The sequence below is a fragment of the Sphingobium sp. CR2-8 genome, from assembly GCF_035818615.1.
Taxonomy (GTDB): Bacteria; Pseudomonadota; Alphaproteobacteria; order Sphingomonadales; family Sphingomonadaceae; genus Sphingobium.
Genome location: NZ_JAYKZY010000002.1, coordinates 356,351 through 370,168, shown reverse-complemented (window position 1 = coordinate 370,168; position 13,818 = coordinate 356,351). Strand labels below are relative to the sequence as shown.

Annotated in this window: 14 protein-coding genes; 7 read left to right on the top strand and 7 right to left on the bottom strand. The window is 64.6% G+C overall.

Going from position 1 to position 13,818, the window contains the following annotated elements; translation table 11 throughout:
* From U5A82_RS05595 to U5A82_RS05585, 3 genes are all read left to right on the top strand, one after another.
* Entirely contained in the window at window positions 1–1,008 is a 1,008-nt protein-coding gene (locus U5A82_RS05595; protein WP_326289307.1) for a DNA topoisomerase IB, read from the top strand.
* A gap of 28 nt (window positions 1,009–1,036) precedes the next feature.
* Entirely contained in the window at window positions 1,037–2,200 is a 1,164-nt protein-coding gene (locus U5A82_RS05590) for a mechanosensitive ion channel family protein (RefSeq protein WP_326289306.1), read from the top strand.
* Window positions 2,201–2,297: 97 nt separating this feature from the next.
* Window positions 2,298–2,693: a hypothetical protein gene (locus tag U5A82_RS05585; protein ID WP_326289305.1), complete on the top strand. Its 396-nt coding sequence runs from the start codon at window positions 2,298–2,300 to the stop codon at window positions 2,691–2,693.
* Between the two features lie 22 nt (window positions 2,694–2,715).
* Here the strand turns inward: U5A82_RS05585 and dgcA are convergent, their stop codons facing one another.
* The gene (gene dgcA / locus U5A82_RS05580) at window positions 2,716–3,690 is read right to left on the bottom strand and encodes an N-acetyl-D-Glu racemase DgcA (protein WP_326289304.1); all 975 of its coding nucleotides are present in this window, start codon (window positions 3,688–3,690) and stop codon (window positions 2,716–2,718) included.
* 102 nt (window positions 3,691–3,792) lie between these two features.
* On the opposite strand from dgcA, the gene U5A82_RS05575 reads away from it, so the two are divergent.
* The gene (locus tag U5A82_RS05575) at window positions 3,793–5,085 is read left to right on the top strand and encodes a class I SAM-dependent methyltransferase (protein ID WP_326289303.1); all 1,293 of its coding nucleotides are present in this window, start codon (window positions 3,793–3,795) and stop codon (window positions 5,083–5,085) included.
* 103 nt (window positions 5,086–5,188) lie between these two features.
* A complete protein-coding gene (locus tag U5A82_RS05570) occupies window positions 5,189–6,976 on the top strand; it encodes an ABC transporter transmembrane domain-containing protein (protein WP_326289302.1) in 1,788 nt (595 codons plus the stop codon).
* 650 nt (window positions 6,977–7,626) lie between these two features.
* Here U5A82_RS05570 and U5A82_RS05565 read toward each other — a convergent pair.
* The 5 genes from U5A82_RS05565 to U5A82_RS05545 all read right to left on the bottom strand — a co-directional run bounded on the left by U5A82_RS05565 (window position 7,627) and on the right by U5A82_RS05545 (window position 10,840).
* Window positions 7,627–7,956, bottom strand: a complete 330-nt coding sequence (locus tag U5A82_RS05565; protein WP_326292860.1) for a PilZ domain-containing protein — start codon at window positions 7,954–7,956, stop codon at window positions 7,627–7,629.
* A 344-nt stretch (window positions 7,957–8,300) separates the two neighbouring features.
* The gene (locus U5A82_RS05560) at window positions 8,301–8,723 is read right to left on the bottom strand and encodes an ExbD/TolR family protein (protein WP_326289301.1); all 423 of its coding nucleotides are present in this window, start codon (window positions 8,721–8,723) and stop codon (window positions 8,301–8,303) included.
* Window positions 8,724–8,747: 24 nt separating this feature from the next.
* Window positions 8,748–9,236, bottom strand: a complete 489-nt coding sequence (locus tag U5A82_RS05555; protein ID WP_326289299.1) for an ExbD/TolR family protein — start codon at window positions 9,234–9,236, stop codon at window positions 8,748–8,750.
* Window positions 9,237–9,350: 114 nt separating this feature from the next.
* Complete coding sequence (locus U5A82_RS05550) at window positions 9,351–10,106, bottom strand: MotA/TolQ/ExbB proton channel family protein (protein ID WP_326289298.1); 756 nt, start codon at window positions 10,104–10,106, stop codon at window positions 9,351–9,353.
* Window positions 10,107–10,177: 71 nt separating this feature from the next.
* Window positions 10,178–10,840 carry an energy transducer TonB gene (locus U5A82_RS05545; protein WP_326289296.1) on the bottom strand — a complete coding sequence of 221 codons (663 nt, stop codon included), beginning with the start codon at window positions 10,838–10,840 and terminating at the stop codon, window positions 10,178–10,180.
* A gap of 254 nt (window positions 10,841–11,094) precedes the next feature.
* Here U5A82_RS05545 and U5A82_RS05540 point away from each other — a divergent pair, with 254 nt between their 5' ends.
* Both U5A82_RS05540 and U5A82_RS05535 read left to right on the top strand, forming a co-directional pair.
* Complete coding sequence (locus U5A82_RS05540; protein ID WP_326289295.1) at window positions 11,095–11,967, top strand: hypothetical protein; 873 nt, start codon at window positions 11,095–11,097, stop codon at window positions 11,965–11,967.
* Between the two features lie 100 nt (window positions 11,968–12,067).
* Window positions 12,068–13,372 (top strand): homoserine dehydrogenase, encoded by a 1,305-nt coding sequence (locus U5A82_RS05535; protein WP_326289293.1) that lies wholly within the window; start codon window positions 12,068–12,070, stop codon window positions 13,370–13,372.
* Between the two features lie 64 nt (window positions 13,373–13,436).
* Here U5A82_RS05535 and U5A82_RS05530 read toward each other — a convergent pair whose 3' ends face one another.
* Entirely contained in the window at window positions 13,437–13,814 is a 378-nt protein-coding gene (locus tag U5A82_RS05530) for a MerC domain-containing protein (protein WP_326292859.1), read from the bottom strand.
* Between the last annotated feature and the right edge of the window lie 4 nt (window positions 13,815–13,818).

The following is a 13,818-nucleotide window of genomic DNA, read 5'->3' as shown; positions in this document are numbered from 1 at the left end:
ATGGCCCATAACCCGATCGTCCATGCAGACGACTCCATTCCCGGCATCACGCGACGTGCGCTCAAGCATGGCTGGGCCTATTATGATGCGGACGGCGCGCGCATCGTCGACCGGGACGAGATCGACCGGCTGAATGCCATCGCTCTGCCCCCCGCCTATGTGCAATGCTGGTATTGCCCGTCGCCCTATGGGCATGTGCAGGCGATCGGCTATGACGATCGCGGCCGCAAACAATATCGCTATCACCCCGATTTCCGCGCCGCGCGCGAAGCGGAGAAATATGCCGGCTGCCCCGAATTCGGCCGCGCCCTGCCCAAATTGCGGGAACGGCTGGAGGCGGACCTGTCGCGGCGCGGCCTGCGGAAGGATCGCACGCTGGCCGCCGTCATCCGCTTGCTCGACCTCGCCAAGCTGCGCGTGGGCAACGAGCAATATGCCACGACCAACAAGAGCTTCGGCGCCACCACGCTGCGCCGTCGCCATGTCGACCTGACCGGCAAGTCGCTGACGCTGCGCTATCGCGCCAAGTCGGGCAAGCAGCAGTTGCTGACCATCACCGACACGCGCCTGCTGCGCTTCGTGCGCCAGGTGCAGGATCTGCCGGGTCAGCATCTGTTCCAATATCTGGATGAGGATGGCGACGCGCGGCCGATTACGTCCAGCGACGTCAACGCCTATATCGCCGACGCCATGGGCGCGCCCTTCACCGCCAAGCATTTTTGCACCTGGGGGGCGTCCACCATCGCGTTCGAAACGCTGGCGCAGGGGCATGTCTCCTTGAAGGAGATGATCGACCCCGTCGCGCTGGCGCTGGGCAACACGCCTGCGATCAGCCGCAAAAGCTATATCCACCCCGCCCTGCTCGCCCTGTGCAAGGATGGGCAGGACGAATGGCGCGAAGGGCTTCGCTTGCCGCGCAGGACGCGCTATCTGACGCGCGGGGAACGCGGCCTTATTGCATTCCTGGATGCGATCGCGGATTGCACCCCGCTTGCAGCGGCGGCCTGATCCGCCTTTTTCGACCCGACAGGACAGCATGGCCGACAAGAAAGACACGCCCCTCGATATCAATATGCCCGCGCCCAACCTGCGCGAAATGTGGCATTCGACCATCGCCTGGTTCCAGGTTCATTATCTCCAGATCCTGATCGCGGTGGGGATAGGCGTCCTCATCTATCTGGCGCTGGCGGCGCTGCGTACCCTGGGCAAGCGGCACAAGGGGCATCGTGGCGATCCGCTGGGCTATACCAATGTGCTGGGCCGGGCAGCGGCGCGCACCAGCCATTATTTCATGGTGCTGGTCGCCGCCCAGCTTGTGGTGGGCTATGCCGACGCACCACTGGCGCTGGGCAAGACCGTCTCCTTCCTCTTCACCATCGCCGCCGTGTTGCAGGCCGCGCTCTGGGCGCGGGAAATCATCCTGGGCCTCATCGAGCGCAAGACGCTGGCGGAAGATGGCGGCGGCGAGACGCTGGCGAACGCGATGGGCCTCATCCGTGTGCTGGTCAGCTTCGCGCTGTTCGCGATCGCGGCGATCGTGGTGCTCGACAATCTGGGGGTCAACGTCACCGGGCTTGTCGCGGGCCTGGGTATCGGCGGCATCGCCATCGGCCTGGCGGCGCAGGGCATCTTCTCCGACCTGTTCGCCGCCTTGTCGATCATCTTCGACAAGCCGTTCCGTCGGGGCGAGATCATCCAGTTCGACCAGACAACCGCGCGCGTCGAGCGGATCGGCCTGAAAAGCACGCGGCTGCGCGCCATGTCGGGCGAACGCAAGGTCGTGTCCAACGCGAACCTGCTGCAAAAGGAGATCACCAGCCTCCAGACGCTGATCCAGCGCCGCGTCACCTACGCCATCGGCATCATCTACCAGACGGACGAGGCCAAGGCCGAGGCCATCCCCGACATGCTCAAGGACATCGTCGAGGCAGAAGGGCTGATCTTCGTCAATGCGGGTATCATCGCGTTCGGCGCGAGTTCGCTGGATTATCAGCTGAATTTCGACGTGCCCGATCCCGACCATCGCGACTATTTCCACATGCGCCACCGCATCGGCCTCGCCATCTGGAAACGGTTCAATGCCGAGGGGATCGAGTTCGCCTATCCCACCCAGACCAGTTTCACCGCGGCGCCGGACGGTCGGGCGGTCATGCCCTATCCCGACATGCATATCGTGCATCATGAGGTGGAAAAGGGCTGACGGCCTGCTGCGTCCATCGCTTCGCCCCGCCGCGCCAGCGACTCACCTCGTCCCCTCGCATCTTGCAGGGAAGGGTACGGCACCCTAGCCGGGCGGCATGAAGATCATTGCCCTTGCCGCCACCGCCGCCATGCTCGCCATGGCCCTGCCCGCCACCGCCCATGCCGAGGGATTGGGGGCGGAGGTCAATTATGGTCGCGCCGACGGCCATTGGGGGACGGAGATCGGCGCTGGCTATGCTTTGGGCTTTGCCGGATTCAGCCTGACGCCGGGCGCGGGCGTCTATGTCGGCAATGGCGACACCAAGCTCTATGGCCGGGTCGAGGCGGCCTATAGCATTCCCCTGTTCGCCACGATCGGCGCGGGCGTGCGCGTGAGCGGCGACAATACGCGCCCTTATGCGACGCTGGCTCTGCCAGTTTTCCCGAAGCTGCGGGCGAAGGCCAATGTCGGTCCCAAATATTATGCGGTCGGCCTGACGCTGGGCTATTGATCCAGGGCGCTAGGGCGGGCCGTCAGCCCCCGCCCCAAAGCGTGCCGGGTTGCAGCAGCCCGCCGCGCAACGGCCATCCGCCGTCCCGATCTTCCGCCAGCAGCAGCGCGCCGTCCAGGTCGATCCAGTCCGCGCCCTGCGCCACCAGCGCGGCGGGCGCGATGCCCAGCGACGTGCCCAGCATGCAGCCGACCATGATGCGGAATCCCCGGGCCTGCGCCTCATGTTTCAGCGCCAGGGCTTCGGTCAGGCCACCGGCCTTGTCCAGCTTGATATTGACCGCGTCGAAAGCGCCCAGCCGATCGAGATCGACGCGGGTATGGCAGCTTTCGTCGGCGCAGAGCGGCAGCGGCGCGTCCACGCCAATCAACCTGTCTTCCTGCCCATGGACCATGGGCTGTTCGACCATCTCGACACCCAGCGCGGCGAGCGCAACCGCTTCGGCGGCGATATCCCGATCGTGCCAGCTTTCATTGGCGTCCACGATCAGCCGCGCGTCGGGCGCACCCGCCCGCACCGCCGCGATCCGCGCCCGGTCGCCCTCGCCGGTCAGCTTGCACTTCAGCAGCGTGAATCCCCAGCCTGCGGCGACACGCGCATCCGCCTCCATCCGGGCGGGGTCGCCCAGGCTGATGGTGAAGGCGCTCGGCAAAGGCTCCGGCGCGCTCAGTCCGGCCAGTTGCCAGACCGGCACCCCGGCCTGCTTCGCCTCCAGATCCCACAGCGCACAGTCCAGCGCATTGCGCGCCGCGCCGCGCGGCATGTGCGTCAGCAGCGCCGCCCGGTCCATCGGCCCGGCATAGGCGCGCAGCGCCGCGACGCAGCCCTGCGCGCTTTCGCCCTCATAATAGATGGCCGTGCCTTCGCCGCGCCCTTCATGCACGCCATCGCTTACGGTACAGACGACGACGTCGACATGGGTCTTGGCCCCGCGACTGATGACGAAGGCGCCCGCGACCGGCCAGCGTTCGACCGTCGCGGAAATTATACGGGTCATCGGCATTCCCTGCGTCTTTAATTGACGATTTTCCGCGCTGTCATATGCGCGAAACAGGCAAGGCCGCATAGTCCCGCGACGATAAGAGGAGCGTGTTTTCCAGTGACATCCCGTGACATGACCGGCTTTCTTTCTTTGACGGAGGCGCATGATACGCCAAGCGGCCTGCCCCGTCGCCTGTCCGACTTGGCCTGGCGCATCGGTTTCGGCGCGATCGGCTGGCCCTGGCTGCTCGCCAGCCTGTCGGGCGGGAGACCGGCGGACAAGAGGGCGCTGCTGGACGAACTCCGCCTGCCGCACGATGCGCTGCCGCATCTGGGCAGTTGGAAGGCGGATGTCGGTTTCCTGCGCCATATCGTGCGGGAAATCGCGCGACTGCGGCCCACCCATGTGGTGGAACTGGGTGCCGGCGCGTCGTCCCTGATCGCCGCGCGCGCGCTGCAATTGCATGGCGACGGTCGTCTCCACAGTTTCGACCAGCATGGCGGGTTCGTGGATGCGACCCGGCAGTGGCTCGCGGATCATGCGCTGGACGTCGACATCCGGCACGCGCCGCTGACGCAGGAGAGCGCGGACTGGCCGGGCCGCTGGTATGCGATCGACCATCTGCCCGACCAGATCGACCTGCTGATCATCGACGGCCCGCCATGGAGCGTCCATCCGCTGGTCCGGGGCGCGGCCGACAGCCTGTTCGCGCGTCTCTCGCCAAACGGCGTGGTGTTGCTGGACGATGCGGCCCGCCCCGGCGAGCGACTGGTCGCGCGACGCTGGCGCAAGCGCTGGCCGCATATCGACTTCCGCCTGGTCAAGGACGGAACGAAGGGAACGCTGGTCGGCCGCCGCCGCGACATCAGCCTGCCGGTCGCCAACGACAATGATCGGGGCACAAGCTGGCGGCATATGGGCCGGGCCGCCGCCATCGCCGCGCTGATCGCCACTGGATGGATCGCGCGCGGCGCACTGGGGGAATTTCCGCAAAGCGCCCAGGCCAGCAGCTTTCTGGACGAAGCCGCCGCGTCCCGCCGCGCGGGCCTGCTGCGGCAGGCCATGGCGTCGCAGGTGGAAAGCGTCACGCTCGATGCCCCCGAAATCGAACGATCCACCGGCATCACCTTGCCCGCCCTGCCGACCGGATGGCGTGTGACCGATGTGCAGCTTTTCCCGACCGCCGACAGCCCGGCCATCGCCATGTCGATGGTGACCCCGCAGGGCGAACATCTGTCCTTCTTCGCCGATCGCGCCGAAACCCCGGCAGAAGCCACGCCGCGCATCGCGCGGCGGCAGAGCGAGGTCGTCGCCTATTGGGAAGCGGGCGACATGGCCTACGCCCTGACCGGGGACGCCGACGCCCGGCGGGTCATGCAACTGGCGGGGCAGATCATAGGGGACAGCTAAGCGCACCGAGGACGGGGGAGAAGCGTTCGGACGAAGCGATTTCGGTCCTTTCCCGAACGTCAGATGTTCCATCCGGCCTGAAATCGCTTTAAGCGCCGCATCCATGGAGGATGCCACGCAACCCACCGCCCGCGCCGACGCGCGCCCCGCCCTTGGCAGCCTGGCGATGCTGTGGGGGTTCGCCCGTCGCTATCCCGGCCGCATCTTCGGCGCGATGGTGGCGCTGATCGTGTCCTCGGCAGCGACTTTGGGCATTCCCAGCGGTTTCCGCCTCGTCATCGATCGCGGCTTCATGGGCGGGGGCGACATCAGCCGCTGGTTCGAATATCTGTTGCTGATCGTGATCGTCCTGGCGATCGCCAGCGCGCTGCGCTTCTACTTCGTTTCCTGGCTGGGCGAACGTGTCGTCGCCGACATCCGCAGCGCCACACAGGCCAATCTGCTGCGGCAGGCGCCCCGTTTCTTCGAAGAAAACCGCCCTTCCGAAATCGCGTCCCGGATGACCGCCGATACCGCCATCGTCGAACAGGTGGTGGGATCGACCGTGTCGGTCGCGCTGCGCAACCTGGTCACCGGCATCGGTGGCTTGATCTACCTCTTCGCGCTCGCGCCCAAGCTGGCGGCGATGCTGCTGTTTGGCATACCCTTCATCCTGCTGGTGTTGATCGGGCTGGGCCGCCGCGTACGCGGCCTGTCGCGCGCCAGTCAGGACCGGCTGGCCGATATCGGCAGCGTCACCAGCGAAGTGCTGGGCGCGATGAAGATCGTCCAGGCCTTTGGCCAGGAAGGGCGGGAGGCCGCCCGCTTCGATGCGACGGTGGAAAGCGGCTTTGCCACGGCCCGGCGGCGCATAGCGCTACGCGCGATGATGACCGCCGTGGTGATCGCCCTGGTCTTCGGGTCGATCACCGCCGTGATGTGGCAGGGGGCGCTCGATGTCGCGGCCGGACGCCTGTCGGGGGGCAGCATCGCCGCCTTCGTATTGACAGGCGGTCTGGTCGCGGGTGCGTTCGGCTCCCTATCCGAAAGCTGGGGCGACCTGTTGCGCGGGGCCGGGGCGGCCAGCCGCCTGCACGAATTGATGACGGCGCAGCCCGACATCGTGCCGCCCAGCCACCCTTCGCCCCTCCCCGCCACCAGCCATGGTGCGCGGCTGAGCTTCGAGGATGTCCATTTCCACTATCCCACCCGGCCCGACCAGGCAGCGCTCCATGGTGTCTCCTTCGCTGTCGCACCGGGCGAAACGGTCGCAGTCGTCGGCCCTTCGGGCGCGGGAAAATCGACGCTGATCCAGTTGGCGCTGCGCTTCTACGACCCGGCGTCCGGCACGATCCGGTTGAACGACGTCGCCCTGCCCGACGCCGACCCCGCCGCGCTGCGCGCCATGATGGCGATGGTGCCGCAGGACAGCGTGATCTTCGCCGCGTCGGCGCGCGACAATCTGCGCTATGGCCGCTGGGACGCGACCGAAGAGCAGATATGGGCCGCCGCCCGCGCCGCCAATGCCGAGGCTTTTCTGCGCGCGCTTCCGCAAGGATTGGACAGTCAGCTGGGCGAAGGCGGCGCGCGCCTGTCGGGGGGGCAGCGCCAGCGCCTGTCGATCGCCCGGGCGCTGCTGCGCGATGCGCCGATCCTGTTGCTGGACGAAGCCACCTCCGCGCTGGATGCTGAATCGGAACGGCTGGTGCAGGACGCGCTGGGCGTGTTGATGCAGGGGCGCACCACGATCGTCATCGCCCACAGGCTGGCAACGGTGCGCGCCGCCGACCGCATCATCGTGATGGACGAAGGGCGTATCGTGGAGCAGGGCGACCATGCGACGCTGGTCGCCAGGGACGGGCTTTACGCGCGACTGGCGAGTCTGCAGTTTCAGGACGTGTCGAGCGCCTGATCGGGTTGGGAAAGGGCCGATGGGACAGGCCGGATGGTGATCGGCCAGGACCGGTGGCCGATCTTATCCTCTCATCCTTACGCCGCACTGATTGTCACCACCGTAAATGGTGCCAAGCCGCACATGAGCGGACGACGGCAATCGTGGCATACTGGTCGTCCGATTTCCGGCATGATCCTTGTCGCGATCGTACCAGACGCAGCTTCAACCAGTTCGGTTTGTTGGACCTTGCAGCCACAAACTCTCAGCCGCCGCTCTGGGGCGCTAATACTATAATTCGATGATGCTGACCCGTAAGGCGGTTCCCCGGCGTAGGCCGGGGTCCAGTTCTGAGCGCGGGGCTGGACCCCAGCCTACGCCGGGGAACAACTGGATATAGGTTCCTATCAATGCAACTTGGTATTACCCTATCCATTTGGCGGAAAGACCTGAGACGGATGACTTCGGTTCGATCCATCCCGTCATTGCGAACATAGCGAAGCAATCCATATGCGGGACAGCGAATTGCCGCGCTGCGCTCGCGATGATGATTGGAACGCCTTGGGTTCTACAGCATGCCCAAGGGCCTTGCTTTCATGCCGTCTTCGTCAATCGAGCGTCGGGAAGAGAGCGAATTTGCTGAATATCATTATCCCGCCAATCCAGACGCGTCACCGCGAAGGCGACGCCTGACTTAGCTGGACGATATGGTCGAGTATCGCCGGGTGCAGCGGTCGTTCGAAGGCGCAGCCCGAATCCGGCCCGCGCGTCCATAGGACGCTGGCGCGACGCCCTTCAAAGCCAGGGAGCATGATCCACAGCTCGCTGCCGACCCGCAATTTCATGAAACTTTGCAGGCGAAATCCGGTGACTGACACATCGGTGATGCGGCTCGTGAACCAGGTTTCGCCCGGTCGACGTACCTTGACGCCGATCTGCACGTTGCGCCGTTCAGCCGCCCGTCCCTTTCGCTCTAGGTCTGTCTGTCGTTCCGCGCCCATATGCCGATACCGCACCGCCTTTGCGTCCTTATCGGTGATCAGGGTAAGTAAAGCGTTAAGTCCGCCGTTCGATGAGAGCGACCATCGATCTTGCCGTAAGATCGAGGGTGGCCTGTTTCAACGACCTGGACGACGGGATTGAACTTGCCCCATGCGATCCAACTGGCCGCCAATGCTTATAACGTCAGCGCGATACCGCGCCACCACGTCGGCCACGGACATAAAAAAGGGCCACCCGAAGGCAGCCCTTGATCATCGACAATCTTCTGCCGCCCGTTCAGCAAGCCCTATCCGGAAAAACCGGGAAGTCTTGTGTGGAGCGAACGATGCTGAAAAATCAGCGATCAGAAGCTGCCATATTGTTCATTGCCGACGAAGCCCAGCTTCGTCACGCCCGCACGCTTGATCTCCGCCAGCACTTCGTCAACGGTCACATAGCGGGTCTGCGCGTTCGGCTGGAACTGGAGTTCCGGCTCCACTGGCAGGCGCAGCGACTGTTGCAGATACTGACGCAGGGTCAGCAGGTCGATCGGCGCGCCGTTCCAGGTGATGATACCGGCCGGGTCGATGGCGACCTTGTTCTTGACCGGGTCGATCACGCTGTCGGTGGGCGGCGCGTTCTGCGGCAGATCGATCTTAACCGCGTGGGTCTGGATCGGGATGGTGATGATGAACATGATGAGGAGAACGAGCATGACGTCGATCAACGGCGTCGTGTTCATTTCCATCATCGGTTCGCCTTCATCGGAACCCATGCTCATGGCCATAGCGATATCTCCTTAATCAGCCGGTCAGAGGCGGGTCGTCGACGTGCCGGGTTCCGGCTCGGAGATGAAGCCCACCTTCGGGAAACCGGCGCGCTGCATCGTATAGATGGTCCCGCCGATGCAACGATAGGGGGTGTTGATGTCGCCGCGGATATGCACTTCGGGCAGATCCTCGGGCGTCATATTCTCAACGCCACCAGCCTTTTTGATGTCCGCTTCCAGCTTTGCGACCGCCCGGTTGAGCAGTTCGCTGGAATCGACCGGGGTCATGCCCCAGAACACGGCACATTTGCCATCTGCGGCCGACGTGACCGAGAGGGACACATTTTCCGGCTTCGTCGTGGTCGGCTCGAACGCAACTTTGGGAAGCTGCAGATCGACCGTCTGGACGACGACCGGGACCGCGATGAGAAAGATGATGAGCAACACCAGCATGACGTCGACGAGCGGCGTCGTGTTGATGTCGGACAAGGGCTTGTCGTCACCGCCGCCGGGGCCAACACTCATTGCCATTGATACTATCCTAACCTTGGTGTCGATGGTGCCCCGTCAAACGAGGCCCACGTCCGGCGGGAAATCGGGCGGTCGCAGCCGCCACCCGATCCCCGGACCGGAGTCTTAAGGCAATCAGGCCTTGGTCGGTGCGGCAGCGGGCTTGGCGATCGGCGCGGCAGGAGCCGGACCAACGGCAGGCTTCACGGCGCCGTCCGAAACCAGATAGGCCAGCAGGTCGACGGTGAAACCGTTCAGCTGCTCGGCGATCGACTTGTTGCGGCGCTGCAGGAAGTTGTAGGCAAGCACCGCGGGAACGGCCACGGCCAGACCCAGGGCGGTCATGATGAGCGCTTCACCGACCGGGCCGGCAACGGCGTCGATCGAAGCCTGACCGGCAGCGCCGATCTTGATGAGCGCGCGGTAGATGCCGATAACCGTACCGAACAGACCGATGAACGGCGAGGTCGAACCAACGGTCGCGAGGAAGGCGAGACCGCCACCGAGCGACGAGTTGATCGCGGCTTCCGAACGGGCCAGCGAACCGTGCAGCCAGTCATGCGCTTCGACCGGGTCCTTCAGCTTGCCATGCTCTTCCTGAGCCTTGATGCCGTCGTCGACGATCTGCTTGTAGGCCGAGTTCTTTTCCAGCTTGGCCGACGCTTCCTTCAGCGAAGCCGAACGCCAGAAGGTCGCACGGACCTTCTTGCCCTGGCTGATCACCTTCTGCTGTTCGATCAGCTTGGTGAACAGGATGTAGAAAGTGCCGACCGACATGGCGCACAGGATAAGGAACACGGTCCAGGCAATGGTGCCGCCCTGTTCAAGGGCTTCCATCAGACCATAGGGGTTTTCCGGCTTGGGCGCCGCAGCTGCGAGATACATCAACATGTTCAAGACTTCCCTCTCAATGAGATCAAGCTAGGGACAGGCGGCGCCGGGCGCACGCCTTCCCGATAGGATTATTCCGGCAGACGCCAGGTGATACGCCCATTGTAGGTATCGGGCATATCCTGACCATCAGAACCCTTGGCCGGCTTGAAGCGCGCACGGCGCGGAAGCAGGCGGCAGGTCGCCTCGTCGAGGTCGGGATGACCGGTCGACTGAGTGATGGTGCAGTTCGTCACACGGCCGTCGGCGCCGATTTCCAGCCGGAAACCGGCTGTACCCGAACGTTCTTCACGCTGCGCGCGGCTCGGATAGTCGGCATCGCTGAGCCAGCTGCCCGGTGCGCCACGCGGCGAAGCGCGCGTTGCAGCCTGAGGCGGTGGCGGCGGTGCGGCCGGGGGTGGCGGCGGCGCGGCGACCGGGACCGGATTGAACACCGGAGGGGGTGTCCGAACCGTCTGGATCGGCGGCGCTGGCGCCGGTGTCTGCACAATCGGCGGAGGCGCGACAACCGGCGGCGGCTCGATCGGCTGATCTGGCGGCGGCGGCGGCGGCTCCTCGTCCGGTGGTGGCGGTTCCTCCTTCACGTCGATCACATTCAGCTGTTCTGCCGCCTTTTTGACATATTTCATGCCAAGACCGGTGACAAAGGCATAGCCAAGAACAGCGTGAATCAGGGCGACGATGACGATCGAGACAGTCCGACTCGATCCTTGCGAGTGGTCAGCATAGGCCATTCGGCAACGACACTCCTTAACTCATCTTACCAGTGGTTTATACAAAATCAGCCAAAAACGACCCAAGCCGACCGGGCTATCCCAGTCGCCTTTGGCCCCCGTCCGTTCATTTGCTACCGCGCAAACTCCTATCGCGACGCATCGTGGCACGCAAACGCTTTATCGATTTGTTCATTTGCGGTTACCATTTCATATCGGAATGACTTGCCTGTGACATCCTTGCCACGGGCCAATAACATAGGACGAAGCAGACGATGAAATCCGCCACCCGCCTGAACCAGCTGGCGCTCATATGCCTCATTTCCGCCGCATCTTCCGCGGTTTTCCCGGCCTTTGCGCAAAGTGGCGGAATGATAACGCAATCATCAGCGGGCCGATCGGGGCTGTCCTATGCCGACATTGTAGACCTGGCGGACAAAGCGCCTCTCGTGGCCAATGTGCGCATCCGCAACATCATCGTGCTGAAAGCCGAACAGGCCGGAAACGTCCCCGCAGGACATAAAAGGCTGTTTGTGGAGGCCGATGTGACGGGTTTGATTCGCGGCGAAGCGGGGATCAGCCCGATCATAACCTATCTGTACGACGCACCGACCGACGCACGCGGGAAGATCGCCAAGTTCAAAAAGGCTGAGGTCATCATCTTCGCCCGTCCCGGGACACGGCCCGGCGAAGTCCAGCTCATCGCCCCCGATGCGCAGATCCCTGCGACGACCGCCGAACTGGATCGCGTAAAGAATGTTCTGTCCGCCTTGGTGGCCCCCAATTCCGCGCCGCGAATCCTGGATCTGGGCGATGCCTTCCATGTCGCGGGCACGGTGGCGGGCGAAGGCGAGACGCAGATTTTCCTGCGCACCGAAAAGGGCGATCCGGTGTCGCTCTCCATCCTCCGCCGCCCCGGACAGCCGCCCCATTGGGCGGTCGCACTCGGCGAAATCGTGGATGAAGCGGCCCGGCCGCCAGAGCCGGGCAGCCTGCTCTGGTATCGCCTGGCCTGCACCCTGCCCGCCAGCCTGCCGTCCCGCACGGTGCGCACCCTGTCCGCGCAGGACGCCGAAGCCGCCCGGGCCGATTATGCGGTGGTGATGGCAGCGCTCGGCCCCTGCGGCCGGACCCGCGCCACGCCATAACCAGGCAGCCGGTCAACGAACGCCCGCTTTTTCTTGGACAGATACGCGCAGGCGGCTATCAGCGCGGCGTTCATCAGCCACATAAGGACGATACGCCGCCATGACCAATCTGCACCGCCATGCCCCGCTGCGCGTCGCGCTTGTCGGTCTGGGTACGGTGGGCGGCGGGGTGATTCGGCTGCTGGAAACCAACGGCGACCTGATCGCACGCCGCGCCGGTTGCCCGATCCAGATCGTCGCCATTTCCGCGCGCGACCGCAACAAGGATCGCGGCGTCGACCTGACCCCCTATGAATGGGTGGATGACATGACGACGCTGGCGACGCGCGACGATGTCGATGTCGTGGTCGAATTGATTGGCGGCGCGGATGGGCCTGCACTGACGCTGGCGCGCCAGTGCCTGACGCTGGGCAAGCCCTTCGTCACCGCCAACAAGGCGATGCTGGCCCATCATGGCCTGGACCTGGCCCGTCTGGCCGAACAGGGCGGAACGGCGCTCAAATATGAAGCCGCTGTCGCGGGCGGCATACCGGTCATAAAGGGGATGCGTGAAGGCGCGGCGGCCAACGAGATCAGCCGCGTCTATGGCATCCTCAACGGCACCTGCAATTACATCCTGACGACGATGGAGAAGGAAGGCCGCGCCTTCGACGCCGTGCTGAAGGAAGCGCAGGAACTGGGCTATGCAGAAGCCGATCCGAGCTTCGACATCGATGGCGTGGACGCCGCGCACAAGCTGACCATCCTCGCCAGCCTGGCGTTCGGCACCGAACTGGATTTCGACGCGGTCGCCACCACCGGCATCCGCCATGTGATCGCCGCCGACATCGCCGAAGCCGCTGCGCTGGGCTTTCGCATTCGCCTGGTCGGCATGGCGCAGAATAGCAGCGAAGGCCTGTTCCAGCGCGTCCACCCGATGTTGGTGCCGCTCGACCATCCGCTCGCCCATGTCGACGGGTCGCTCAACGCCGTCGTGGCGGAGGGCAATTTCGTCGGCCGCCTCTTCTTCCAGGGGCGCGGCGCGGGCGATGGCCCGACCGCTTCGGCCGTGGTCGCCGACCTGATCGACGTGGCGCGCGACGAATATGGCGATGCGTTCGCGATGCCGGTCGCTGCCCTCACCCCGCAGAAGACGGCCGATGCAGGCGAGCGGGTGGGCCGCGCCTATCTGCGCTTCAAGGTGCAGGACCGCCCCGGCGTACTGGCGGAGATCGCCGCTGCAACCCGCGACGCGGGTGTGTCGATCGAAAGCATGATCCAGCGCGGCGCGAATCAGGAAGATGGCGTGCTGGTCGCGATCGTCACCCATGCCAGCGCGGAACGCACCGTGCGCGATACGCTCGAACGCCTGTCCGGATCGGACAGCCTGCTCGACACGCCGATGGTCATGCACATATTGGACTGAGTGCGCGCGATACGCAGGGAAGGTGGAGGAAATGGAGGCGCACTGTGCGCCGCTGTTTGACTAACTAACGCCCGGCGCGGTGGTTGAGGTCGTGGCCCAGCGCCAAGATGCCGACGCCGATCAGCGTGTAGACGCTTTCCTGCAAGCCATGGTCCATAGTCAGTGCGCCCGCCATAACGCCCAGGCCCAGCGATCCGATCGCCGCAGGCATCATATAGCCATGGACGAGCGCCCCATGGCCCAGCGCTACCGCACCCAGCAGAATCGCCACCACCAATCCAGCTTCATGGAAGAGCGGGCTTTCGAAAATGCCCCCCGCCGACGCCAACAGGCCCAATATCACCGCCGTGGCGAAACAATGAGCCACGCACAGTCCCGACAGCGCGATTGCGATGCGATCGATACGGCCGCTCATCAGGGCATGGCGCAAGGTCAACTTCATGGTA